The organism is Kitasatospora sp. NBC_01300, assembly GCF_041435235.1.
Classification (GTDB): Bacteria; Actinomycetota; Actinomycetes; order Streptomycetales; family Streptomycetaceae; genus Kitasatospora.
In genome coordinates, this window is sequence record NZ_CP108408.1 from 5,426,397 (window position 1) to 5,451,627 (window position 25,231).

18 protein-coding genes are annotated in these 25,231 nt (G+C 73.2%); 9 read left to right on the plus strand and 9 right to left on the minus strand.

The window, feature by feature from the left end:
* The first annotated feature begins 209 nt into the window (after positions 1–209).
* Positions 210–2,345: a 4-alpha-glucanotransferase gene (gene malQ / locus OG556_RS24090; RefSeq protein WP_371519202.1), complete on the plus strand. Its 2,136-nt coding sequence runs from the start codon at positions 210–212 to the stop codon at positions 2,343–2,345.
* Positions 2,346–2,464: 119 nt separating this feature from the next.
* Positions 2,465–2,698 carry a hypothetical protein gene (locus OG556_RS24095; protein WP_079135908.1) on the plus strand — a complete coding sequence of 78 codons (234 nt, stop codon included), beginning with the start codon at positions 2,465–2,467 and terminating at the stop codon, positions 2,696–2,698.
* 150 nt (positions 2,699–2,848) lie between these two features.
* Here the strand turns inward: OG556_RS24095 and pepN are convergent, their stop codons facing one another.
* Together pepN and OG556_RS24105 are read right to left on the minus strand one after the other, a co-directional pair.
* Positions 2,849–5,431 carry an aminopeptidase N gene (gene pepN / locus OG556_RS24100; protein ID WP_371519204.1) on the minus strand — a complete coding sequence of 861 codons (2,583 nt, stop codon included), beginning with the start codon at positions 5,429–5,431 and terminating at the stop codon, positions 2,849–2,851.
* 165 nt (positions 5,432–5,596) lie between these two features.
* A complete protein-coding gene (locus OG556_RS24105) occupies positions 5,597–7,324 on the minus strand; it encodes a PQQ-binding-like beta-propeller repeat protein (RefSeq protein ID WP_371519206.1) in 1,728 nt (575 codons plus the stop codon).
* A 417-nt stretch (positions 7,325–7,741) separates the two neighbouring features.
* On the opposite strand from OG556_RS24105, the gene OG556_RS24110 reads away from it, so the two are divergent.
* The 3 genes from OG556_RS24110 (at position 7,742) to OG556_RS24120 (ending at position 12,740) form a co-directional block, all read left to right on the plus strand.
* Positions 7,742–8,920, plus strand: a complete 1,179-nt coding sequence (locus OG556_RS24110) for an ROK family transcriptional regulator (protein WP_363618753.1) — start codon at positions 7,742–7,744, stop codon at positions 8,918–8,920.
* A 245-nt stretch (positions 8,921–9,165) separates the two neighbouring features.
* Positions 9,166–11,073 carry a 1-deoxy-D-xylulose-5-phosphate synthase gene (dxs, locus tag OG556_RS24115; RefSeq protein WP_371519208.1) on the plus strand — a complete coding sequence of 636 codons (1,908 nt, stop codon included), beginning with the start codon at positions 9,166–9,168 and terminating at the stop codon, positions 11,071–11,073.
* A gap of 137 nt (positions 11,074–11,210) precedes the next feature.
* Positions 11,211–12,740, plus strand: coding sequence for an ArnT family glycosyltransferase (locus OG556_RS24120; RefSeq protein WP_371519210.1), 1,530 nt, complete (start codon positions 11,211–11,213; stop codon positions 12,738–12,740).
* A 73-nt stretch (positions 12,741–12,813) separates the two neighbouring features.
* On the opposite strand, the gene OG556_RS24125 is transcribed toward OG556_RS24120, so the two are convergent.
* The 5 genes from OG556_RS24125 to OG556_RS24145 form a co-directional block, all read right to left on the minus strand.
* Positions 12,814–14,943 (minus strand): 3-hydroxyacyl-CoA dehydrogenase NAD-binding domain-containing protein, encoded by a 2,130-nt coding sequence (locus OG556_RS24125; RefSeq protein WP_371519212.1) that lies wholly within the window; start codon positions 14,941–14,943, stop codon positions 12,814–12,816.
* Positions 14,944–14,945: 2 nt separating this feature from the next.
* Entirely contained in the window at positions 14,946–16,190 is a 1,245-nt protein-coding gene (locus tag OG556_RS24130) for an acetyl-CoA C-acyltransferase (protein ID WP_363580382.1), read from the minus strand.
* Between the two features lie 238 nt (positions 16,191–16,428).
* Entirely contained in the window at positions 16,429–17,673 is a 1,245-nt protein-coding gene (locus OG556_RS24135; protein WP_371519214.1) for a ribonuclease D, read from the minus strand.
* A gap of 163 nt (positions 17,674–17,836) precedes the next feature.
* Entirely contained in the window at positions 17,837–18,571 is a 735-nt protein-coding gene (locus tag OG556_RS24140; RefSeq protein WP_371519216.1) for a LuxR C-terminal-related transcriptional regulator, read from the minus strand.
* 320 nt (positions 18,572–18,891) lie between these two features.
* A complete protein-coding gene (locus tag OG556_RS24145) occupies positions 18,892–19,554 on the minus strand; it encodes a DUF3000 domain-containing protein (RefSeq protein ID WP_363368843.1) in 663 nt (220 codons plus the stop codon).
* 146 nt (positions 19,555–19,700) lie between these two features.
* On the opposite strand from OG556_RS24145, the gene hemE reads away from it, so the two are divergent.
* Positions 19,701–20,804, plus strand: a complete 1,104-nt coding sequence (hemE, locus tag OG556_RS24150) for a uroporphyrinogen decarboxylase (RefSeq protein ID WP_371519217.1) — start codon at positions 19,701–19,703, stop codon at positions 20,802–20,804.
* A 79-nt stretch (positions 20,805–20,883) separates the two neighbouring features.
* On the opposite strand, the gene OG556_RS24155 is transcribed toward hemE, so the two are convergent.
* Both OG556_RS24155 and OG556_RS24160 read right to left on the minus strand, forming a co-directional pair.
* Entirely contained in the window at positions 20,884–21,846 is a 963-nt protein-coding gene (locus OG556_RS24155; RefSeq protein WP_371519219.1) for a DUF4349 domain-containing protein, read from the minus strand.
* Between the two features lie 88 nt (positions 21,847–21,934).
* Positions 21,935–22,387, minus strand: a complete 453-nt coding sequence (locus tag OG556_RS24160) for a DUF523 domain-containing protein (RefSeq protein WP_371519221.1) — start codon at positions 22,385–22,387, stop codon at positions 21,935–21,937.
* A gap of 55 nt (positions 22,388–22,442) precedes the next feature.
* Here OG556_RS24160 and OG556_RS24165 point away from each other — a divergent pair, with 55 nt between their 5' ends.
* Genes OG556_RS24165 through hemQ form a run of 3 tightly spaced genes read left to right on the plus strand, consistent with a single transcriptional unit; the run spans position 22,443 to position 25,223 of the window.
* Positions 22,443–23,033 carry a Uma2 family endonuclease gene (locus OG556_RS24165; protein ID WP_371519222.1) on the plus strand — a complete coding sequence of 197 codons (591 nt, stop codon included), beginning with the start codon at positions 22,443–22,445 and terminating at the stop codon, positions 23,031–23,033.
* A gap of 34 nt (positions 23,034–23,067) precedes the next feature.
* Entirely contained in the window at positions 23,068–24,501 is a 1,434-nt protein-coding gene (gene hemG / locus OG556_RS24170) for a protoporphyrinogen oxidase (RefSeq protein ID WP_371519224.1), read from the plus strand.
* Positions 24,498–25,223 (plus strand): hydrogen peroxide-dependent heme synthase, encoded by a 726-nt coding sequence (gene hemQ, locus OG556_RS24175; protein ID WP_371519226.1) that lies wholly within the window; start codon positions 24,498–24,500, stop codon positions 25,221–25,223. The genes hemG and hemQ overlap by 4 nt, the downstream gene beginning before the upstream one ends.
* Positions 25,224–25,231: the final 8 nt, after the last annotated feature.

Below are 25,231 nucleotides of genomic sequence, written 5' to 3' on the forward strand. Positions count from 1 at the left end.
CCCCACCAGCTACCCAACCCGGTGTCAACGCGACCGCCCGGTATGCCTGGTCTGCCCCGGTTCGAGAATTCGCTCCGGGGCCGCGGCAGCCCCCGGCCGCCAGGCCGATCCACCCGCGCGGTCGTGTCGCGCAGCGTCGTCGGGCCGTCACCCGGGTAGGACTGTGGTCGTCCTGACCAGGCGTTGCCGAGACATCGCAGGAGCCGCGAGTGGCCGCTTATCTCGACCGTGACGGAGCCGACGGGCTGAGGGTTCCGAGCCAGGACGCGCCGCCGCCACCGCCCGAACTGGTGGCGCTGGCGCAGGCGTACGGGGTGGACACCCGGTACCCGGGGCCGGGGGGTGTGACCGTGGGGGCGCGCACGCTGGTCGCGGTGCTGGCGGCCCTGGGGGTGGCGGCGGGGACGCCGGAGCAGGCGCGCGAGGCGCTGGAGCGTCACCGGGCCGCGCAGCAGGCCCGGTTGCTGCCGCCCTGCGTGGTGGTCCGGCAAGGGCGGCGGACGGCGCTGGACGTGCCGGCCGACGCGCGGCTGCACGTGGAGCTGGAGGACGGCGGGGTGTGGGAGCTGCCGCGCGGCCACTCGCACTGGCTGCCGCCGGACCTGCCGCTGGGGCGGCACGTGCTCAGGGCGGAGTGCGGCGAGGGCAAGGCCCAGGCGGCGCTGATCGTCGCACCGGAGAAGCTGCCCCCGCTGCCCGGCTACAGCTGGGGCTTCCTCGCCCAGCTGTACTCCGTCCTGTCCGACCGCTCCTGGGGCATGGGCGACCTCGGCGACCTCGCCGAGCTGGCCCAGTGGGCGGGCGCCGGCCTCGGCGCGGGCTTCGTCCAGATCAACCCGCTGCACCAGGCGCTGCCCGCCGCGCCCGCCGCCCCCACCGACCCGTCCCCCTACCGCCCTTCCTCCCGCCGCTTCGCCGATCCGGTGCACCTGCGGGTCGAGGCCGTCCCCGAGTACGCCTATCTGACGGGTGACCAGCGCGCTGAGGCGGAGGAGCTGGGCCGCCGGGCCGCCCGGCTGCGCGACGAGGTGCTGGGGCACGACGGCCTGATCGACCGGGACGCCGTCTGGGCGCTCAAGCGCGAGGCGCTGGAACTGCTGCACGAGGTGCCGCGCGGCCCCGGCCGTCAGGCCGCGTACGAGGCCTACCAGCGCCGCGAGGGCGACTGGCTGCGCCGGAACGCACTGTGGAACGCGCTCGCCGAGGCGCACGGCGCCGACTGGCACGGCTGGCCGAAGGGGCTGCGTCACCCGGACGGCCCACAGGTGGGGCACGCCTCCCGGGAGCTCGCCGACCGGGTCGAGTTCCACCGCTGGCTCGCCTGGCAGGTCGACCAGCAGCTCGCCGGGGCCCAGCGCGCGGCCCGGCAGGCCGGCATGCCGGTCGGCCTGATCCACGACCTGGCCGTCGGCGTCCACCCGGACGGCGCGGACGCCTGGGCGCTCCAGGACGTGCTGGCCGGCGGCATCTCCGTCGGCGCCCCGCCGGACGCCTTCAACGCCCACGGCCAGGACTGGGGCCTGCCGCCCTGGCGCCCGGACGCGCTGGCGGCGGCCGGCTACACCCCGTACGCGGAGCTGCTGCGCACGGCGGCCCGGCACGCGGGCGCGGTCCGGATCGACCACGTGATGGGCCTGTTCCGGCTCTGGTGGGTGCCGGACGGCCACCCGCCGACCGAGGGCGCGTACGTCCGCTACGACGCCGAGGCGATGCTCGGCGTGCTGGCCCTGGAGGCGCACCGGGCCGGGACGGCGGTGATCGGCGAGGACCTGGGCACGGTGGAGCCGGGCGTCCGGGAGGAGCTGGCGGCGCGCGGGATCCTCGGCACCTCCGTGCTCTGGTTCGAGCGGGACTGGCAGGCGGCGGGGGAGATCCTCGCCCCGGACCGCTGGCGCCCGGGCTGCCTGGCCACCCTCACCACCCACGACCTGCCGAGCACCGCCGCCCGGCTCTCCGGCGAGCACGTCGAGTTGCGGCACCGGCTCGGACTGCTGGCCCGTCCGCTGGGCGAGGAGCAGGAGGAGGCGGTGGCCGAGCTGGCGGACTGGCGGGCCGAGCTGACCGCGCGGGGGCTGCTCGCGCCGGGCGAGCCGCTGTCGATGCCGGTGCTGTACCGATTCCTGCGCGCGACCCCGGCGGAGCTGGTCGGCGTCTGGCTGCCGGACCTGGTCGGCGATCCGCGCCCGCAGAACCTGCCCGGCACCTGGGACCAGTACCCGAACTGGCGCCTGCCGGTCGCCGACGGCGCCGGCGACCCGGTGACCCTCGACCGGCTGGCCGTCACCCCGGCCGCCCGCCTGCTCGCCCACCTGCTGGCCCCGCCCGGCGCCCACCCGGCCGTCTGACCCCGCCGTCCGGCCCCGCCGCCTGATCCCGGCACCTGATCCCGGCACCGCGGACGGCCCCCTTCCGGAAGGCCGACCCCGACGCGCGGGGGGTCATAAGCGGCGGGTAAGTTGGAAACGTGGACAAGAGGAACGCTTTGCGAGCCGGCGCGGTCTCCGCAACGGTCACGCTGATGATGCTGCTGTCGTCGCCCGCCATGGCCCTCACCAGGGACGACGGCGACGACCCGGGTCCTGGCCTGAGCGTCGGCCAGACGATCGGCCTGTACGTGCTGATCCCGATCGCCGCCTTCGTGATCATCGCCGCCCTCGCGGGCCTGCCGTACGGCAAGGGCAAGGGCAAGAAGAAGTAACCACCGCGTCCACCAGGACCTGCACGACCCCGAAGGGGCACCGGAGATCTCCGGTGCCCCTTCGGGCGTTCCAGCACCTTGACGGCGCCCGACAGCGCCTGTCAGGACCCCGGTCGGGGTCCTGACAGACGCCTCAGCAGGTCAGGCAGGTCAGCGCCCGGCACCCGCCGCCCGGTCGACCGCCTGGGCCTTGAGCGCGCGCTCGATCCCGGCCCGGGCCTCGACGACCTGGCGCCGCAGCGCCGGGGCCGGCTCGGCCTCGGCCAGCCAAGCGTCGGTCGCGTCCACGGTGGCCTGCGTGACCTGCAGGGCCGGGTACAGCCCGCCGATGATCTGCTGCGAGATCTCGTGGCTGCGGGTCTCCCAGACCTCCTTGACGGCGGCGAAGTACTTCGCCGCGTACGGCGCGAGCAGCTCCTGCTGGTCGGACTGCTGGAAGCCCGCGATGGTCGCTTCCTGGACGTAGTTGGTGAGGGTGTCCGACTCGACGACGGCGGTCCAGGCCTCGGCCTTGGCCTCGGCGGTGGGCCGGGCGGCGCGGCAGGTGGCGGCGTGCTCCTGGCCGGCCGCGGTGTTGTCGCGGGCCAGCTCGGCCGTCACGGCGGCCTCGTCGGCGCGCCCGGTGGCGCAGAGCCGGGTGAGCAGGGTCCAGCGCAGCTCGGTGTCGACGGCGAGGCCCTTGATCTCGGCGGTGCCGTCGAGCAGGCCGGCGAGCAGGCCGAGCTGCCCGTCGGTGCGGGCGACGGAGGCGAGGGTGCGGGCCCAGGAGAGCTGGTGGTCGCTGCCGGGCTCGGCGGCGCGCAGGTGCTCCTCGGCGGCGGCGGCCCACTGGGCGAGGCCCTGCTCGCGCCAGTCGGGGTCGGTGTAGGCGTCGAGGGCGAGCCGGACCTGGCGCTGCACGGACTGCACGACGCCGATGTCGCTCTCCCGCCCGATGCCGGAGAGGGCGAGCGCCAGGTAGTCGCGGGCGGCGAGTTCGCCGTCGCGGGTCATGTCCCAGGCGGAGGCCCAGCACAGGGCGCGCGGCAGCGACTCGGTGAAGCCGCCGAGGTGCTCGGTGACGACGGCCATCGAGTCCTCGTCGAGCCGGATCTTGGCGTACGAGAGGTCGTCGTCGTTGAGCAGCACGACGGCCGGGCGGTGCCGGCCGACGAGCTCGGGCACCTCGGTGCGCGGGCCGTCGACGTCGAGCTCGATCCGGTCGGTGCGCACCAGCGCGCCGTCGGCGAGCTCGTACAGGCCGATGGCGATGCGGTGCGGGCGCAGCACGGCCTCGCCCTTGGCGCCGGCGGGCAGCGCGGGGGCCTCCTGGAGGACGGCGAAGGACTCGATCTCGCCGTCGGTGTTCAGCGTGATGGCGGGCCGCAGCACGTTGATGCCGGCGGTCTCCAGCCAGGCCTGGGACCAGGTCCGCAGGTCGCGGCCGCTGGCCTCCTCCAGGGCCCCGAGCAGGTCGGTGAGCCGGGTGTTGCCCCAGGCGTGGCGCTTGAAGTAGGCCTGCACGCCCTGGAAGAAGGCGTCCTGGCCGACGTACGCCACCAGTTGCTTGAGCACCGAGGCGCCCTTGGCGTAGGTGATGCCGTCGAAGTTGACCTGGACGTCCTCCAGGTCGTTGATGTCCGCCATGATCGGGTGGGTGGAGGGCAGTTGGTCCTGCCGGTAGGCCCAGGTCTTCATCTGGTTGGCGAACGTGGTCCAGGAGTGCGGCCACTTGGAGCCGGGGGCCTCGGCCTGGCAGACGGCCTCGGCGAAGGTGGCGAAGGACTCGTTGAGCCAGAGGTCGTTCCACCACTCCATGGTGACGAGGTCGCCGAACCACATGTGGGCGAGCTCGTGCAGGATCGTCGCCGCGCGGGCCTCGTAGGCGGCGTCGGTGACCTTGGAGCGGAACACGTACTGGTCGCGCAGGGTGACGGCGCCCGCGTTCTCCATCGCGCCGGCGTTGAACTCCGGGACGAACAGCTGGTCGTACTTGGCGAACGGGTAGGGGAAGTCGAACTTCTCCTGGAAGTAGTCGAAGCCCTGCTTGGTGACGGCGAAGATGTCCTCGGCGTCCAGGAACTCGCGCAGCGAGGGGCGGCAGTAGACGCCCAGCGGCACCTTCTGCGCGCCGTTCTCGTAGGTGTCGAAGACGCCGACGTACGGGCCGGCGACGAGCGCGGTGATGTAGGTGGAGATCCGGCCGGTGGGCTCGAACGTCCAGACCTGCGAGGCGCCCTCGCCGACCGGGGTCGGGGTGGGCGAGTTGGAGACCACGACCCAGCCGGTGGGGGCGGTCACGGTGAACGCGAACGCGGCCTTCAGGTCGGGCTGTTCGAAGGAGGCGAAGACGCGGCGGGCGTCCGGCACCTCGAACTGGGTGTACAGGTAGGTCTCGCCGTCGACCGGGTCGACGAACCGGTGCAGGCCCTCACCGGTGTTGGTGTAGGCGCAGTTGGCGACGACGCGCAGCTCGTTCTCGGCGGCCAGGTTCGGCAGCGGGATCCGGCTGTCGGCGAAGCTCTCCGGGTCGAGCGGCGCGCCGTTGAGGGTGATCTCCTCGACGCTCGGCGCGACGAGGTCGATGAACGTGTCCGCGCCGGGGGTCGTGGCCGTGAACCGGACCACGGTGGTGGACCGGAAGGTGCCTCCTTCGCGGGCCGAACTCAGGTCGAGCTCGATGTCGTACGCGTCCACGTGGAGGAGGTCGGCCCGGGTGCGGGCCTCCTCGCGGGTCAGGTTGGTGCCGGGCACTCGCTGCACTCCTTCGTCAGGCTGATGGGGCGAATCCTCCCATGACCCAACGGACGGGCTCCCGGAATAATCGCAGGCGGGGCGGGCCCGGACAGATCGCCCGTTCCCGCCCCGCCAGGACGAGCCCCGAGGGCCCGTGTTCGAGGAGTGCTCAGCCCCTCGGTGTCACTTCTTCCACTTGGTCAGCGGCGCGTCGGAGCTGCCGCGGCGGAAGGCGTACACGGCGCTGCCGTCGTTGGAGAGGACGTACTCGGACATGCTCATCCCGATGTCCAGGCCGTTGGGCATGGCCATGGTGCCGAGGTCGGTCATCGAGCCGTCGGCCGGCGAGAGCGTCACCAGCCGGGCGGGCTTGTTGTAGCCCTGGCTGACGATGGCGCGCACCTTGCCGTCCTTGTCGGTGCCGGACACCAGCCGGATGTCCTGGTTGGACGTGGCGCTGGCGGCGGACCAGATCCGCTTGCCGGTGGTCAGGTCGTACGCGTTGACGGCCGACTTGGCGCCGGTGATCTGGGCGTACAGGGTGGTGCCGCTGACCACGTTCTGGCTGTAGGCGTCGGACTGGCCGGACAGCCGCAGGCTGTCCGCTCCGGGCTCCTTGACCGACATCTGGTTGCCGGGCTTGTTGCCCTGGTCGAACGGCAGGATGTAGTCGCCGTTGGGGCCGCTGCTCATCAGCAGCACCAGCGGCTGGTCCTGGACGACCTTGTCGATCCGCTCGATGCTGCCGGTGAGGGGGATCGGCGTGCTGGCGGCCTTGCCGCTGTCGGCGTCCACGATGACCAGCTGCGACTTCGGGCCGGAGTTGCCGTAGCAGCGGTCGCTGACCGCGATCTGGCTGCCGGCCGCGCGGCCGTAGAGGCTGCAGTTCTTGTCGCGCGGCTGGAACTGCCAGGCCGCCGAGCCGTTGTCGATGTTCAGGCCGCCGACCACGTTGCCGCCGATGGCGACCACCTTGTCGGTGACGCTGAGCGTCGGCGAGGACATCCGGTCGGTGGAGACCTTGACGCTCCAGAGCAGCTTGCCCTGGCCGACGTCGACGGCGCCGATGGTGGAGCAGTCGCTGTCACCGGTGTTGAAGGAGACGGCGGCGATGTTCTTCGAGTTGGCCGAGTAGGAGGCGGTGCACACCTCCTTGCTGCCGGCCGGGACCGGGATGTTCCAGGCCTCCTTGCCGTCGGAGGTGTTGAACGCCCGGATGCCGGTGCTGTCGGCGCGCACCGCGACCTTGTCGCTGCCCCAGATGCCGAGCAGCTGCGAGCCGCTGTCCGCGTTGGCGGCCTTGGCGGCGTTCCAGGCGATGTTGTAGCCGGCCCCGCCGGTGTTGCCACCGGTGGTGCTGCCGCTGGTGCTGTCGGCGGTCGGGGCGTTGGTGACGGTGCCTCCGGACGTGGTGCCTCCGGACGTGGTGCCACCGGACGTGGTGGTGCCGCCGGAGCCGGCGTTCGGCGTGGGGTCGGGGTCGTTGCCCTTGAGGAGCACGACCAGCCCGGCGACGATGGCGATCGCCAGGACGCCGCCGATGATCCCGCCCCACAGCATCACGGGGTTGCGCTGCTTGGGCGCGGGGGGCATCGGCGCACCCGGGTAGTACCCGGGCTGCTGCTGCGGGTACCCGTAGCCGGCGCCGTAGGCCTGCCCGCCGTCCGGCGCGCCGTAGGCGCCACCGGGCATCGGGTCGTACGGGCCGACCGGCGCACCGGCCGGCGGCGGCGGAGCCTGGCCGGGGAAGGCGGGCGCGGTGGGCGCGTACGGCTGGTAGCCGGCACCGGCGGCGGGCGGCTGCACGGGCGGCTGCGCGGGCGGAGCCGGCGGCTGGGCCGGCGGCGGCCCGGCGGGCGAGGCCGGGCCCGGGATCGCCGCGCCGTCGAGCTGTGTCACCTGGTCCGCCACGGCGGCCGGATCCACGCCACCGGGCGGGCGCCCGAACGAGACGCCCCGATTGTCCTGCGGGCCGCTGCCCGGCACTGCGCCTGCCCCCGGCGTAGGGTGATCCCCTGCCATCTGATTCCCCGTCATTCCTGGAAGCGCCCCCCTGCCGATACCGCACCGCGGTCCGGGGGGACGCGTGAGATAGGGCACCATGCTAGTGGCGGGTGATTTTCGGTCGAACCCAGGACTCCGTCGGCCCGTTTCCGTCCGTTCCCCCGCCACCTCCCCCGCCACTTTTCCCCGCCGCTCCCGGGCCCGCCGCCGGTCCCCGTCGCCCCGTCCCGGCCCGATCAGCGCCGATCCGCGGCACAGGCCCTACCCTTCAGGAGTTGAAGGGGACGTCCCGGCGGAGGGGTCCCCGCCCTGGGAGGGTGGATCATGTCGACGGACACACCGGGCTCGCAGTCGTCCTTGCACCGGGCGAACCTGGAGCGGGTGCTGCGCGCGGTGCGGACGGCCGGTTCGCTGACCCAGGCCGAGATCGCCCGCGGCACCGGCCTGTCCGCGGCCACCGTCTCCAACATCGTGCGGGAGTTGAAGGAGAGCGGCACCGTCGTGGTCGCCGACACCTCCTCCGGCGGCCGGCGGGCGCGCAGCGTCTCGCTCAGCGGGGACGCGGGCATCGTGGTGGGCATCGACTTCGGCCACACCCACCTGCGGGTCGCGGTCGGCAACCTCGCGCACCGGGTGCTCGCCGAGGAGAGCGCCCCGATCGACGTGGACGTCTCCGCGGCGCAGGGCTTCGACCGGGCCGAGGCGATGGTGGAACGGCTGCTCCGGCAGGCCGGGTTCCGCCCGGAGAAGGTGATCGGCGTCGGCCTCGGCGTGCCCGGCCCGATCGACGTGGAGACCGGCGCGCTGGGTTCCACCGCGATCCTGCCCGGCTGGACGGGCATCGCCCCGGGCCGGGAGCTGGCCGAACGGCTCGGCATGCCGGTGCACGTGGACAACGACGCCAACCTGGGCGCGCTCGGCGAACTGGTCTGGGGGGCCGGGCGGGGGCTGAGCGACCTCGCGTACATCAAGGTCGCCAGCGGGGTCGGCGCCGGACTGGTGGTCAACGGCCAGATCTACCGTGGGCCGGGCGGCACCGCCGGTGAGATCGGGCACATCACCCTGGACGAGGCCGGGCCGGTCTGCCGCTGCGGCAACCGCGGCTGCCTGGAGACCTTCGTGGGCTCCCGCTACCTGCTCTCCCTGCTGACCCCGACCCTCGGCCCGGACCTCACCCTGCCCCGGGTGGTCGAGCTGGCCCATCGGGGTGACCTCGGCTGCCGCCGGGTGATCGCCGACGCCGGCCGGCAGATCGGCACCGGCGTCGCCACCCTGTGCAACCTGCTCAACCCGCGCCGGGTGATCCTCGGCGGCGACCTCGCCGAGGCCGGTGAGCTGGTGCTCTCCCCGATCCGCGACTCGGTGGCCCGCTACGCCATCCCGAGCGCCGCCCGCCAGCTCTCGGTGGTCCCCGGCACGCTGGGCGGCCGGGCCGAGGTGCTCGGCGCGCTGGCCCTGGTGATGAGCGAGATGGGGGAGTCCGGGGCGCTGGGGCGCGGCTGAGCCGCCGCGGCCCGGGTCGTTCTCGAACGCCCATTCGTCAATCCAGGGTGACGCGCGACCCCCGGGCCGACCTCCGGGAATGGCGGTAACGGGTCGGTGGCACCGGGCGCGCCGCTCGGCGTCCGGCAAGCGGACATTAGACTCGACCGGTCGGCACCGGCCGCGACCGCCGGCCCGCCGCCAGACCGGGCAGCGACGCCCGTCGGACCGCCCGCGGTCCGCGAACACTGAACGAGGAGGAACGGGTGGCCCTGCTGACCCGCATTCGGGGACCGCGTGATCTCGACCGGCTCACGCCGGGACAGCTGGCCGCACTGGCCCAGGAGATCCGGACCTTCCTGGTGACCGAGGTCGCCAAGACGGGCGGCCACCTCGGCCCCAACCTCGGCGTGGTGGAGCTCACCATCGCGCTGCACCGGGTCTTCGACTCGCCGCGCGACCGCATCCTCTTCGACACCGGCCACCAGAGCTACGTCCACAAGCTGCTCACCGGCCGCCAGGACTTCTCGATGCTGCGGATGAAGGGCGGCCTGTCCGGCTACCCGTCCCGCGCCGAGTCCGAGCACGACGTGATCGAGAACTCGCACGCCTCCACCGTGCTCTCCTACGCCGACGGCCTGGCCAAGGCCAACAAGATCCTCGGCAAGCCGGACCCGGTCGTCGCGGTCATCGGCGACGGCGCGCTCACCGGCGGCATGGCCTGGGAGGCGCTCAACAACATCGCCGACGCGAAGGACCGCCCGCTGGTCATCGTCGTCAACGACAACGAGCGCTCCTACTCGCCGACCATCGGCGGCCTGGCCAACCACCTCGCCACCCTGCGCACCACCCAGGGCTACGAGCGCTTCCTCTCCTGGGGCAAGGACGCGCTGCAGCGCACCCCGGTGGTCGGCCAGCAGCTGTTCGAGACGCTGCACGGCGCCAAGAAGGGCCTCAAGGACTTCATCGCCCCGCAGGGCATGTTCGAGGACCTCGGCCTGAAGTACATCGGCCCGATCGACGGCCACGACCTGACCGCCCTGGAGTCCGCGCTGACCAAGGCGCGCGGCTTCGGCGGCCCGGTGATCGTGCACTGCCTCACCGAGAAGGGCCGCGGCTACCACGCCGCGGAGAACAACGACGAGGACCGCTTCCACGCGGTCGGCAAGATCCACCCGGAGACCGGCCTGCCGATCAAGAACGCCGGCGGCCGGAGCTGGACCTCGGTCTTCGCCGAGGAGATGGTCGCGCTCGGCCACGAGCGGGACGACATCGTCGGCATCACCGCCGCCATGCTCCACCCGGTCGGCCTCGCGCCCTTCGCCGAGGCCTTCCCGGACCGCATCTTCGACGTCGGCATCGCCGAGCAGCACGCCGTCACCAGCGCCGCCGGCCTGGCCACCAACGGCCTGCACCCGGTCTTCGCGGTCTACGCGACCTTCCTGAACCGGGCCTTCGACCAGGTCCTGATGGACGTCGCCCTGCACAAGCTGGGCGTCACCTTCGTGCTCGACCGGGCCGGCGTCACCGGCGACGACGGCGCCTCGCACAACGGCATGTGGGACATGTCGATGCTGCAGATCGTCCCGACCCTGCGGCTGGCCGCCCCGCGCGACGCCGACCAGGTCCGCGCCCAGCTGCGCGAGGCCGTCGAGGTCAAGGACGCCCCGACCGTGGTCCGCTACTCCAAGGGCACCGTCGGCCCGGCCGTCCCGGCGGTCGGCCGGATCGGCGGCATGGACGTGCTGCGCGCCGCCGAGGAGCCGGGCGGCACGCACCGCGCGGACGTGCTGGTCGTCTCGGTCGGCGCGATGGCCGCCACCAGCCTGGAGGTCGCGGACCTGCTGGCCGCCCAGGGCATCACCGCCACCGTGGTGGACCCGCGCTGGGTCAAGCCGGTGGACGCCGCCCTGCCGGGCCTGGCGGCCGAGCACCGGGTGGTCGTCACGATCGAGGACAACGGCCGGGTGGGCGGTGTCGGCGCCGCGGTGGCGCAGGCGCTGCGCGACGCGGACGTGGATCTGCCGGTGCGCGACTTCGGGATTCCGCAGGAGTTCCTGGACCACGCGAGCCGGAACGAGATCCTGGCCGAGATCGGCCTGAACGCCCCGGACATCGCCCGAAAGGTGACGGCCCTGGTCGCCAGCCTGGACGCGGCTCGGGTCGAGGCCTGAGAGCGGGCCCGGAACGCGTTCCACCGACGACTGTTCGTCGTAACTTCGTAACAGTTCGTCACGAAACAAGCTGACAATCGCACCGAAAGGCGGGACCGGCGCCGCCCGCGCCGATCCCGCCCGGTAGGTTGTCATCCGTGCCCACCCCCACCCGCTTCCGCTTCGCCGGACTGGCCGAGCGCCTGCCCGAGCGCGTCCGTACCCATGTGCAGACCGGGTACTGGACGAGGCTGGTGCCGGTGCTCGCGCTGGTCGCGCTGCTCACCCACATCCCGTCCTTCGCCCGGCCCGTCTGGAGCCCCGACGAGGGGTTCCTGGCCACCCAGGCCCGGATGCTGGCCGACGGCGGAGTGCTGTACGACACCGTGGTGGACCGCAAGCCGCCGTTGCTGCCCTGGCTCTACCAGGCCTGCTTCACGATCTTCGGCTCCGCCTCGCTGTGGCCGCTGCGCACCCTGGCGGTGGGCGCCCACCTGGTCACCGCGATCCTGCTGGCGTCCATCGCCCGCGGCCGCTGGGGCAACCGGGCCGGGGCCGGCGCGGGGCTGCTCTACCTGCTGGTCTCCATCGGGCTCTCCCCGGAGGACACCCAGGCGGCGACCTTCGAGGTCTTCATGCTGCCCGCCATGGTGGCCGCGTTCCGGTACGCCGAGCGCCGCCGCTGGCTGGCCGCGGGCATCGCGGTGGCGCTCTGCTCGCTGACCAAGCAGACCGGCGGCGCGGTGCTGCTGCCGGTGCTCTGGATGCTGTTCCAGGACGCCCGCCGGCGCGGGGTGCGCTGGCCGCCCGCCCTGTTCAAGATCGGCTTCGGCTTCATCCTGCCGATAGCGCTGGTCGCGGTCATCCTGACCAAGCCCAAGGGCTTCCTGTTCTGGGTGGTCACCGGCAGCGGGGACTACGCCTCCTTCGGCGGCGCCTGGCTCCAGATGATCGGCCGCGCGCTCGGCAACTCGGCCATCCTGGTCGCGGCCGGGCTGGGCTTCCTGCTCCCGGTCGGGCGCCGGCTCTGGCTCAAGCACCGCCACCGGCCGCTGCCCGTCGCCGGGGAGGAGCACGGCTCCACCGGGGACCTGTGGGTCTGGCTGGCCTCCTCGGTCGTCGCGGTCAGCGTGGGCTTCCACTTCTTCGGCCACTACTACCTCCAGCTGATCCCCCCGCTGGTGCTGCTGGGCACCGGGGCGGTGGCCACCTCGGCGGTCCGCTGGAAGCCCGTCCTGGTGTACACCACGGTCGCCTCGACGGTCTTCTGGGCGCTGGCCCTGGCCTGGCCGGGGGAGCGGCTCAACCGCACCACCGAGGTCGCCACCGCGGTCGCCGCCCAGACCACCCCCAAGGACACCGTCCTGGTCTGGGGCATGCACCCCGAGCTGTACTGGCTGGCCGACCGCAAGCCCGCCACCCGCTACCTGACCGCCGGCTTCCTGACCAACTACAGCGGCGGCAAGGACGGCAACGCCAACGTGGGCGAGCAGTTCAGCGTCAGCAACGCCTGGCAGACCTTCGACAAGGAGCTCGCCGACAACCTGCCCGAGGTCGTGGTGGACGACTCCGGCATCGCCCCGTACCAGCCGGTGCTGGTCCCGCGGATCGAGAACCTGCTGGACACCCACTACGAGATGGTCGGCGTCTTCGCCGACACCGTGGTCTACCGCCTCAAGAAGAGCTGACCGCCCCCGCACACGCCGGAGCCCCGGTGACCGTCCAGGTCACCGGGGCTCCGGCGTACGGTGGCGCTGCGCGTTACGCGGGCACCGAGGCCACGCCGGGGGCGAGGAAGCGCTTGCCGTTCACCCGCTCCGAGACGCCCTCACGGTCCAGGTACGGGGTGATCCCGCCCAGGTGGAAGGGCCAGCCGGCGCCGGTGATCATGCAGAGGTCGATGTCCTGCGCCTCGGCGACGACACCCTCCTCCAGCATCAGGCCGATCTCCTGGGCCACGGCCTCCAGGGAGCGGTTCAGGACCTGCTCCTCGGTCAGCACGGTGTCGCCGAAGGACAGCAGCTCCAGCACCTCGGGGTCGAGGACCTGCTTGCCGTCGACCCAGGTGTAGAAGCCGCGCTTGCCGGCCTTGACCACCTTGCCGAGGTTCTCGGAGACGGCGAACCGCTCCGGGAACGCGCCGTGCAGGGTCTCCGAGACGTGCAGCGCGATGGCCGGGCCGACCAGCTCCAGCAGCACGATCGGGGACATCGGCAGGCCGAGCGGCTCGACGCCCTTCTCGACGGTGGCGATCGGGGTGCCCTCGTCGATGATGGTCTGGATCTCGCCCATGAAGCGGGTCAGGATCCGGTTCACCACGAACGCCGGGGCGTCCTTGACCAGCACCGAGGTCTTCTTCAGCTTCTTCGAGACGCCGAAGGCAGTGGCCAGCGAGGCGTCGTCGGTCTGCTCGCCGCGGACGATCTCCAGCAGCGGCAGGATCGCGACCGGGTTGAAGAAGTGGAAGCCGACGACCCGCTCGGGGTGCTTCAGCTTCGAGGCCATCTCGGTGACCGACAGCGAGGAGGTGTTGGTCGCCAGTACGCAGGTCGGCGAGACCACGTTCTCCAGGTCCGCGAAGACGGTCTGCTTGACGCCCATCTCCTCGAACACGGCCTCGATCACGAAGTCCGCGTCGCCGAAGGCGGTGGCCTTGTCGAGCGAGCCGCTGACCAGGCCCTTGAGACGGTTGGCCTTGTCCTGGCCGATCCGGCCCTTGCCGAGCAGCTTGTCGATCTCGGCGTGGACGTAGCCGACGCCCTTGTCGACGCGCTCCTGGTCGATGTCGGTGAGGACCACCGGCACCTCCAGACGGCGGGCGAACAGCAGCGCCAGCTGCGAGGCCATCAGACCGGCGCCGACGACGCCGACCTTGTTGACCTGGCGGGCCAGCGACTTGTCCGGCGCGCCGACCGGGCGCTTGGCCCGGCGCTGCACCAGGTTGAAGGCGTAGATGCCGCTGCGCAGCTCGCCGCTCATGATGAGGTCGGCCAAGGCCGCGTCCTCGGCGTCGAAGCCGGCCTGGAGGTCGGAGTCCTTGACCTGCTGGATGATGTCCAGCGCCTTGTAGGCGGCCGGCGCGGCGCCGTGCACCTTGGCGTCGGCGACCAGGCGGCCCCAGGCGACGGCGTCGTCCCAGGCCTTGCCGCGGTCGATCTCCTCGCGCTCGACGACGACGTCGCCCTTGAGGACCTTGGCGGCCCACAGCAGCGACTGCTCCAGGAAGTCGGCCGGCTCGAAGATCGCGTCGGCGATCCCCAGCTCGAACACGTCCTTGCCCTTGAGCTGCTTGTTCTGGTTCATCGAGTTCTCGATGATGACCTTGATCGCCTTCGAGGGGCCGATCAGGTTCGGCAGCAGGGTGCAGCCGCCCCAGCCGGGGACGAGGCCCAGGAAGACCTCCGGCAGCGAGAACGCCGGGACGCCCGCGCTGACCGTGCGGTAGGTGGCGTGCAGGCCGACCTCGACGCCGCCGCCCATCGCCGCGCCGTTGTAGAAGGCGAAGGAGGGGACGGGCAGCGCGGCGATCCGCTTGAAGACCTCGTGGCCGCCCTTGCCGATGGCCAGCGCGTCCGCGTGCTCCTGGAGCAGCTCGACGCCCTTGAGGTCGGCGCCGACCGCGAAGATGAACGGCTTGCCGGTGACGGCGACGGCGACGACCTTGCCCTCGGCGGCCTCGGCCTCGACCTGGTCCAGCGCGGCGGACAGCTTCAGCAGCGAGCCCGGGCCGAAGGTGGTCGGCTTGGTGTGGTCGAAGCCGTTGTCCAGGGTGATCAGGGCCAGCTTGCCGGCCTGCAGCGGCAGGTCCAGGTGGCGCACGTGCGCGGTCGTGACGACCTCGCCGGGGAACAGCTCGGCGCCGTGCTGCAGCAGCTCAGTGGTGCTCGTCATGTTCACTTACCACCCTCGAGCTCGGACGACTTTTCCGCTCCGCTCCAGTGCGGGTTCTCCCAGATGACGGTCCCGCCCATGCCGAAGCCGATGCACATCGTGGTGAGGCCGTAGCGGACGTCCGGGCGCTGCTCGAAGCGGCGGGCCAGCTGGTTCATCAGACGGACGCCGGAGGAGGCCAGCGGGTGGCCGAAGGCGATCGCGCCGCCGTACGGGTTGACCCGCTCGTCGTCGTCCGCGATGCCGTAGTGGTCGAGGAAGGACAGCACCTGGACGGCGAAGGCCTCGTTGACCTCGAAGGCCTGGATGTCGTCGATGGTCAGACCGGCCTTGGCCAGCGCCTTCTCGGTGGCCGGCACCGGGCCGATGCCCATGACCTCGGGCTCCACGCCGGCGAAGGCGTAGGAGACCAGGCGCATCTTGACCGGGAGGCCGAGCTCCTCGGCGACGTCCTCGGCGGCCAGCAGCGAGGCGGTGGCGCCGTCGTTGAGGCCGGCCGAGTTGCCCGCGGTGATGTTGCCGTGCGGGCGGAAGGGGGTCTTCAGGCCGGCCAGGCTCTCCATCGTGGTGCCCGGGCGCATCGGCTCGTCCACGGTGGCCAGGCCCCAGCCGGTCTCGCCGACCTCGGGGTTGGTGTTGCGGATCGAGATCGGCACCAGGTCGGGCTGGATGTCGCCGTTGGCGTACGCCTTGGCGGCCTTCTCCTGCGAGCGCACGGCGTAGGCGTCGCAGCGCTCCTTGGTCAGGTGCGGGAACCGGTCGTGCAGGTTCTCCGCCGTCATGCCCATGAACAGGGCGGACTCGTCGACCAGCTTCTCGGAGACGAAGCGCGGGTTCGGGTCGACGCCCTCGCCCATCGGGTGGCGGCCCATGTGCTCGACGCCGCCGGCCACGACCACGTCGTACGCGCCGAAGGCGATGCCGCCGGCGGTGGCGGTCACGGCCGTGAGCGCACCGGCGCACATGCGGTCGATCGAGTAGCCGGGGACGGACTTGGGCAGGCCGGACAGCAGGGCGGCGGTGCGCCCGATGGTCAGACCCTGGTCGCCGATCTGCGTGGTGGCCGCGATGGCGACCTCGTCGATGCGCTCGACGGGCAGGTTCGGGTTACGGCGCACGAGCTCCCGGATGCACTTGACGACCAGGTCGTCGGCGCGCGTCTCGTGGTAGATGCCCTTCGGGCCGGCCTTGCCGAACGGGGTGCGGACGCCATCGACGAAGACGACGTCCCTCACGGTACGAGGCACGGGGGCTCTCCTCCCAGGGACCAACATTTGAGGTGGGCAGGCTGCCGCCGGTGAAGACCCGAGCGGCGCCGCTTCACCGTCATGCTACCGGTCGGTAACCAACCTGCCCAGGCCTCACGGAGGGTTCACCCCGTGTGTCCCGCGACACGTCCGACCGGCGGAGTTCGAAAGACGGACCCCGAATGCGCCGAAGGGGGCACCGTCACAAGGACGGCACCCCCTCCGGACACGCTCCAGGTCAGTCCTGGGCGGCCGCGGCCTCGGCGAACGCGGTGGCCACCACCGGCGCCACCAGGTCGACCTGCCACTGCCGGGCGCCGAGCCGGCGCAGCGCGGCGGCCACGCCCTCGGCGGCCGGATCGGCCGGCGGCTCCCAGGAGACCCGGCGCACCAGGTCCGGGGTGATCAGGTTCTCGGCCGGCAGGTTGTGCCGCTCGGCGAGGTCCGCGACCGCGGCGCGCGCCCCGGACAGCCGGGCGGCGGCCACCGGGTCCTTCTCGGCCCAGGCCCGCGGCGGCGGCGGCCCGTCGTGCGGCGCGGAGGCCGGCGGCAGCTGGTTCTCCGGGACCTCCCGGCCCCGCTGGACGGCCGCCAGCCACTGCTCCAACTGGCGCCGGTGCACCCGCGGCCCGAAGCCCTGGACGCCCTGCAGCGCGGCGATGTTCAGCGGCATGGCCAGCGCGGCGTTGACGATCGCGGCGTCCGAGAGCACCCGGCCCGGCGAGACGTCGCGCTCCTGCGCCAGCCGGTCCCGGGCCAGCCACAGCTCGCGCACCACGGCCAGCTGGCGGCGCCGGCGGACCTTGTGCAGCTGCGAGGTGCGGCGCCACGGGTCGGTGCGCGGAGCCGGGCGCGGTGCGGCGGCGATCGCCGCGAACTCCTCCAGGGCCCAGCCGAGCTTGCCCTGGGCGTCCAGCTCCTGTTCGAGTGCGTCGCGCAGCTCGACCAGCACCTCGACGTCCAGAGCGGCGTAGCGCAGCCACGGCTCGGGCAGCGGGCGGGTGGACCAGTCGACCGCGGAGTGCTCCTTGGCCAGGCTCAGCCCGAGCACGCTCTCGGTCATCGGCCCGAGGCCGACCCGGGCGAAGCCGGCGATCCGCCCGGCCAGCTCGGTGTCGAACAGCTGCCGGGGTCTCATGCCGACCTCGGCCAGGCAGGGCAGGTCCTGGGTGGCCGCGTGCACCACCCATTCGGTGTCGGCGAGGGCATCGCCCAGGCCGCTGAGGTCGGGGCAGGCGATCGGGTCGATCAGCGCACTGCCGGCGCCCGCACGGCGCAGCTGAATGAGGTACGCGCGCTGCCCGTAGCGGTAGCCGGAGGCCCGCTCGGCGTCGACGGCGACCGGTCCGGTGCCCCCGGCGAAGGCGGCGACGGTGGCGGCCAGCGCCTGCTCGTCCGCCACGACGGGCGGGATCCCCTCCTTCGGTTCGAGGAGCGGGACCGGGGCTGCTTCTTCTGGGATGGCTGCTACGGCGTCGGTCACCCACCAAGGGTACGACGGTCCTCGCGGCCGGGAGTGTTGTCGGACTGGTCAGACCGGGTCCGTGACTATGCCACGGGGCCCGGGCGGTGGCCGAGGAGCACGGCTACGGCGGCCGAGGAGGAAACGTTCCTCCTCGACCGCCGTGGCGGGGCCGTCCGAGGACTCAGTGGATGATGCCGGTGCGCAGCGCGACCGCGACCATCCCGGCACGGTCGCCGGTGCCCAGCTTGCGGGCGATCCGGGCGAGGTGGCTCTTGACGGTCAGCGCGGACAGGCCCATCGCCACCCCGATCGCCTTGTTCGACTGTCCTTCGGCGACCAGCCGCAGCACCTCGACCTCACGGCCCGACAGCTCGCGGTAGGCGGACTGCTGCGTGCCCGGCGCACCGGGAGCGCCGGGGGCTCCATGGGGTCCGTGGGCGCCCGGCGCACCCACGGCGCCCGGCATGCCCGGCATGCCGGGGCGGCGCATCCGGCCGGCCAGCCCGGCGGCGCCGAGCGGCAGGCCCGGGCGGCCGGGCATCGCCACGTTGGTGCGGGTGCCCGTGACGACGTATCCCTTGACGCCGCCGGCCAGCGCGCTGCGGACGGCGCCGATGTCGTCGGCGGCGGACAGGGCCAGGCCGTTGGGCCAGCCCGCGGCGCGGGTCTCGGCCAGGATGGTCAGGCCGGAGCCGTCCGGCAGGTGTACGTCGGCGACACAGATGTCGCGCGGAGTGGAGACCCGGGGGCGGGCCTCGGCGATCGAGGACACCTCGATCACGTCCCGGACGCCGAGCGCCCACAGGTGACGGGTGACGGTGTTTCGGACACGGGGATCGGCGATGACCACCATGGCGGTGGGCTTGGTCGGCCGGTAGGCGACCACGTTTGCGGGGTGCTCAAGAAGGACCGACACCAGGCCTCCTGCGGGGAGTGGCGGACGGAACCCCGAGGGGGCGGTCGGAGTGTTCCGCGTTCGGAAAGGGTCACAGTCTGCTTCGGCAGCTACCGTGCCCGGCTTTAGCGAAAGATCACGATCTAGTGAGTAACAATACGGACAAATCGCGCATATGAGTGATGCGACCCGTCCTGAATTCGCACAAAATCGATCAGATCTGGTGCTGATCGGTCGGTTTCGGCCGGTTAATTGACCCAGAGCGGGTTCGAAGTCACACTCCGTCAGTCCTGGGGGTGGCATCGGGGCGGCCGGGGCCGCCCGGCCCGGGGCGCCACTCCTCAGTGCGAACGAGGACGCCGCCGCGCGGGCATCGGGACCACCCCACCGAGTGACGGCACATCGGCCGGCGCCTGCGGGGCCGGCGCGGCCGGCGGCAGGCCGGCGCTGATGCACAGCAGGTCCCCCCAGGCCGCCAGGTGCCGCTCGAACCGGCCGTCGGCCGGCGTCCAGGAGGCCCGGATCTCGATCTCGGTCGAGGACGGGCGGTCCGCCAGCCCGCCGAAGTACTGCGAGGCGCAGTGGCTCACCGTGCCGGACGGCTCCGCGTACCCGGCCCCGTGTGCCTGCAGCGAGTCCAGCAGCCAGGCCCAGCCGACCTCCGAGAGCATCGGGTCGCCGGCCATCTCCGGCTCCAGCTCCGCCCGGGTCATCGTCACCACCCGGAACTCCCCGTTCCAGGCCTCCTGCCCGGCCGGGTCGTACAGCAGCACCAGCCGGCCGTCCGCCAGCTCCTCGCCGTCCACCTCCACCGAGGCGGTCACCGCGAACGCGTACGGGGCCAGCCGGCGCGGGGCCGGCGCGGGGGAGAGCTGGATCTCGGGCCGCAGACGTGCTCCGTCGAGGGCCTCCACGGCGGCCCGGAACTCGCTCGGAGCCCCCTCCCGACCTGTTCCGCCACCTGCTCCGCCACCCTGCGCGGGGTGCCCGCCGACCGCTGCCATGACCCGAAGACTAGGTCGAAAACCGCGGTTAAGGCCGCAACTTCCGTCCGAGCGGCGTGCCGGAACGGCAAACCCGGCCAGATCTTGGAGGAACCGACGAGGCCGCCCGGGAGGAGCGCCCCGAGGCGCATGCGAAGATTTGGACCGTGAGCGAGACTACGGCAGACACCACGGCGGCCACCCCCGACGGCAGGCCCACCCCCGCGCGCCGCGGCGCCGCGCACGACTCCGCGTTCCTGCGCGCCTGCCGGCACGAGCCCGTGCCGCACACCCCGGTGTGGTTCATGCGCCAGGCCGGCCGCTCGCTGCCGGAGTACCTGAAGGTCCGCGAGGGCATCCCCATGCTGGAGTCCTGCATGCGGCCCGAGCTGGTCAAGGAGATCACCCTCCAGCCGGTCCGCCGGCACAAGGTGGACGCGGCGATCTTCTTCAGCGACATCGTGGTGCCGCTCAAGGCCGTCGGCATCGACGTCGAGATCAAGCCCAACGTCGGCCCGGTCATCGCCGACCCGATCCGCACCGCCGAGGACCTCAAGCGGCTGCGCCCGCTGGAGCCCGACGACGTCCCCTACATCACCGAGGCCGTCGGCCTGCTGGTGGACGAACTCGGCGAGACCCCGCTGATCGGCTTCGCCGGCGCCCCCTACACGCTGGCCAGCTACCTGGTCGAGGGCGGCCCGTCCAAGAACCACGAGCGCACCAAGGCCATGATGTACGGGCAGCCCGAGCTCTGGGCCGCCCTGGTCGACCGGCTCGCCGACATCACCTCCACCTTCCTGAAGGTGCAGATCGAGGCCGGCGCCTCGGCCGTCCAGCTCTTCGACTCCTGGGTCGGCTCGCTCGCCCCCGACGACTACCGCCGCTCGGTCATGCCGTCCAGCACCAAGGTCTTCGACGCCGTCGCCTCCTACGGCGTGCCGCGGATCCACTTCGGCGTCGGCACCGGCGAGCTCCTCGGCCTGATGGGCCAGGCCGGCGCGGACATCGTCGGCGTCGACTGGCGGGTGCCGCTGAACGTCGCGGCCGAGCGCGTCGGCCCCGGCAAGGGCCTCCAGGGCAACCTCGACCCGGCCGTGCTGTTCGCCCCCACCAAGGTCGTCGAGACCAAGGCCCGCGAGGTGCTGCACGCCGCCCAGGCCCTCGGCACCAGCGGCCACATCTTCAACCTCGGCCACGGCGTCCTGCCGTCCATGGACCCGGACGCCCTCTCCCGCCTCGTCGCCTTCGTCCACGAGGCCAGCGCCCGCTGACCCCGGCGGCGGGCCCCCTCCCGACCGGGAGGGGGCCCGCCGTGTTCCAGTCCTCGCCCGGTCCTCGCCCGGTCGTCGCTCAGTCCTCCGCGGGACCTTCCTGCGGCCCGGACTCCGGGGGCAGCGCGGCCGCCGGGCGGCGCCGGCGCCACAGCCGGTACACCAGCGCCGCGGGGACGCCCAGCACCAGCAGGAACGGAGCCACCGCCGCGAGCCCCACCGCCAGGGCGCGCACGATCGCCACCAGCACGTGCCAGCCGCCGCCCAGCGCGGAGCCGACCGACGCCCCGAAGCCCTCGCCGCCGCCCTTCGGCGGTCCCGGGGTGGGCGTCGGCGAGGCGGCCGCACGGCGCACGTCCAGCGTGACGGTCGAGAGTGAGGTCTTGCCGGCCAGCTCCTTCTGCTGCTTCTGCAGCGACTCCAGGTCGGCCTCCCGGCGGCTCAACTCGGCCTCCAGCGTGGTCACCTCGCTCAGCGACTTCGCCTGCCCCATCAGCGCCCGCACCCGCTCCACGCTCGCCTGCTGGGTCTGCACCCGGCTCGCCACGTCCGCGACCTGCTGGGTCAGGTCGTCCGCCTGGCTCCTGCGGGACACCACCTGGCCCAGCGCGGCCAGCTGGTCCAGCGTCTGCTGGTAGGCGGCGGAGGGGATCCTCAGCGTCAGCTGGCCCCCCGCCTCGCCCCCCGCCGTGCTCCCCGGCCCGCCCTCCACCGCGCCGGAGACCGACTCGGCGCCGACGTAGCCGCCCGCGGCCGCCGTCAACTCCCGGGCCTTCGCCAGCACCTGGGCGACATCCCCGGTCCGCAGCGTCAACTGCGCGGTGTACGCGATCAACCGGTTGTCCGCGACCGGCTGGGCGCTCGCCCCCGCCGCCGGCGCCGTCCCGGCGGCGCTCGGCGCGGCCGCCGGTGCCGCCGGGGCGACGGCGTCCGCCTTCGCCGCCTCCCCCGCCCGGCCCGCACCGCCGGCGCTGCACGCCCCGACCAGCAGCACGCCCGCGGTCGCTACCGCCAGCGCCCCCGCCCCTGCCCGTCTCCCCATTCCGAAGCCCTCCCCAAGTCCGCTGTGAGATCTCCCCATTGGACGAAGGAACGCCCCGAGCGGACCCCGCCGGAAGGTCGCGACTCGATCACAGCTCGGCAGCGGACCGGACAACCTCGATGCCCGCCCGCCGCAGCAGCGCCGCCGTCACCCCGTCCCCGGGGCGCAGCTCCCCGGTGAACGTCCCGTCGTACACCCGCCCGCAGCCGCAGGACGGGCTGCGCGCCATCAGCACCGCCCGCCGCGCTCCCGCGGCCTCGGCCGCCGCCAGCGCCGCCCGGGCGCCGGCCACGAACTCCGCCGTACAGTCCGCGCCCGTCGCGTCCATCACCCGGGCCCGGCCGTCCAGCACGTCCGCGCCGTCCCCGCCGACGATCTCCGCCGGCGGGCGCGGGGTCGGCAGCCCGCCGGCCCCCTCCGGGCACACCACCACCGCCCGCCCCGCCTCGACCAGCTCCACCACGTCCGGCGAGGTCTTCGCCCGCCCGTCGTACCGGCACGGCACCCCGGCCAGACACGCACTCACCACGATCGGTTCCATAGCACACAGCCTAGGCAGCGGCTCGCAGGGCCTCGGAACTCGCTATCTTGGGAGCATGAGCGAGCTGCCGGACTGGATGTACGCGCCCAGAGAGGAGGGCTGGTTCGCCGATGACCTCGACCACCTGCCGCAGGCGCCGCGGCACACCGAACTGATCGATGGAGCACTGGTCTTCATGATGTCTCCGCAGCGTTCGTTTCACGGCAGGGTCGTGCGAAACCTGACCGCTGCGCTGGAGGTGCTGGCGCCGGACGGGACGATGGCCGAGGACCAGATGACGGTCAAGCTTGACCGGTGGAACCGGCCGGAGCCGGATGTGGTGGTTGCCACGGCGGAGTACGCCACCGGCCGTACCTGGTTCGCCGTCGCTGACGTGGCGCTCGTGGTCGAGGTCGTCTCCCCGGAGTCCGCGCACCGCGACCGTACGGTCAAGGTCCGCAAGTACGCCGAGGCCGGGATCCCGCACTACTGGATCGTCGAGGAGGAGGACGGCCTGCCGGTCGTGCACGTCTTCGAGCTGGAGCCGGCGACGTCCTCCTACGTCCCGGCCGGGATCTTCCGCGGCAAGCTCGAACGCCCGGTGCCGTTCCCGATCACGATCGATCTGGACGCGCTGGTGCCGGCCGGGCGGCGTGCAGCGGATTGAGGGCCCGGTGTAAAGACCTGCGAGACTGCGAGGCATGTCGGATGCACAGGTCGTCGTCGTCGGTGGTGGGATCGCGGGGCTGGCTGCGGCCGCTTTTCTGAGCGGGGCCGCCGGGGGGCCGGTGCGGGCGCGGGTGACGCTGCTGGAGGCGTCGGAGCGGGTCGGCGGGAAGCTGCGGGGCGGCGAGGTCGGCGGGGTCCGGGTGGACCTGGGGGCCGAGTCGATGCTCGCGCGGCGGCCGGAGGCGGTGGAGCTGGTGCGGGCGGTCGGGCTGGGCGAGGAGCTGGAGCCGCCGACCACCGCGAAGGCCTCGATCTGGACGCGGGGCGCGCTGCGCCCGCTGCCGGGCGGGCAGGTGATGGGCGTCCCGGGCGATCTGGACGCGCTGGCGGCCTCCGGGGTGCTCACCGCCGAGGGGCTGGAGCGGGCCCGGCACGAGGGCGCCACCGAGGTCGGGGACGACGTGGCGATCGGCCGCTACGTCGCCGACCGGCTGGGCCAGGAGGTGGTGGACCGGCTGGTCGAGCCGCTGCTGGGCGGCGTCTACGCCGGGCGGGCCGAGGAGATCTCGCTGCGCGCCGCCGTGCCGCAGCTGCTGGCGATCGCGCGGGGCGGCGGCTCCCTGGTCGACGGGGTGCACGAGCTGGCCTCGCGGCCGAAGGTGGTCGGCACCCCGGTGTTCCAGGGCCTGCGCGGCGGGCTCGGCACCCTGCCGGAGGCCGTCGCCGCCGCCTGCCGGAAGGCGGGCGTGGACCTGCGCACCGGTACGTCGGTGGACGGGCTGCGCCGCACCCCCGGGGGCTGGCGGGTGGTGACCGGCGACGGCGAGGTGCTGCACGCGGACGCCGTGGTGCTGGCCGTCCCGGCGCCGGCCGCGGCCCGGCTGCTGCGCGCGGACGCGCCGGCGGCCGCCGCCGAGCTGGACGCCGTCGAGTACGCGGGCATGGCGCTGGTGACCCTGGCGTTCCGCCGGGCCGACCTGGCGGAGCTGCCGGCCGGCAGCGGGTTCCTGGTGCCGCCGGTGGACGGGCGGCGGATCAAGGCGTCGACCTTCTCCTCCAACAAGTGGGGCTGGCTGGAGCGTTCCGCCCCGGACGCGTTCCTGCTGCGCACCTCGCTGGGCCGTTACCGCGAGGAGGAGGCGCTGGAGCTGCCGGACGAGGAGCTGGTGGCCCGGTCGCTGGCGGACCTCCGGGAGGCGATCGGCCTGACCGCCCGGCCGTACGACACCGCCGTCTCGCGCTTCCGGGCGGGCCTGCCGCAGTACCCGGTGGGCCACCTGGACCGGGTGGCCCGGGTCCGGGCGGCGGCCGCCGGGGTGGGGGGGCTGGCGCTGTGCGGCGCCGCGTACGACGGGGTCGGCATTCCGGCCTGCATCGGCTCGGCGGCCGCCGCGGTGGCGGCCCTCGACAAACTGTTGACCCCGGCAACCGGGGAAGGTTCCACGGAGAGGACAATGGGCGCATGACTGAGACCGTTGAGCGGCAGCCGGAGCAGCAGCCCGAGAAGAAGAAGGCGCGCGACCTGAACCAGGTCATCCGCTACACCATGTGGTCGGTGTTCAAGCTCAAGGGCACGCTGCCCGAGGACCGCACGGCGCTGGCCGCCGAGGTCGACGAGCTGTTCGCCCAGCTGGCCGCGAAGGACGTGACGGTGCGCGGCACGTACGACGTGTCCGGTCTGCGCGCGGACGCCGACCTCATGGTCTGGTGGCACGCCGAGGACTCGGACGACCTGCAGGAGGCGTACAACCGCTTCCGCCGCACCGGCCTGGGCCGCCAGCTGGAGCCGGTCTGGTCCAACATGGCGCTGCACCGCCCCGCCGAGTTCAACAAGTCGCACATCCCGGCGTTCCTCGCCGACGAGCGCGCGCGCGACTACGTCTGCGTGTACCCGTTCGTCCGCTCCTACGAGTGGTACCTGCTGCCGGACGCCGAGCGGCGCGCGATGCTCGCCGAGCACGGCCAGATGGCCCGCGGCTACCCGGACGTGCGGGCCAACACGGTGGCCTCGTTCGCGCTCGGCGACTACGAGTGGCTGCTCGCCTTCGAGGCGGACGAGCTGCACCGCATCGTCGACCTGATGCGCGACCTGCGCCCCTCCCGGGCCCGGCTGCACGTCCGCGAGGAGGTGCCGTTCTTCACCGGCCGCCGCAAGCCGCTCAGCGAGCTGCTCAACGGCCTGGCCTGAGTTCCGCG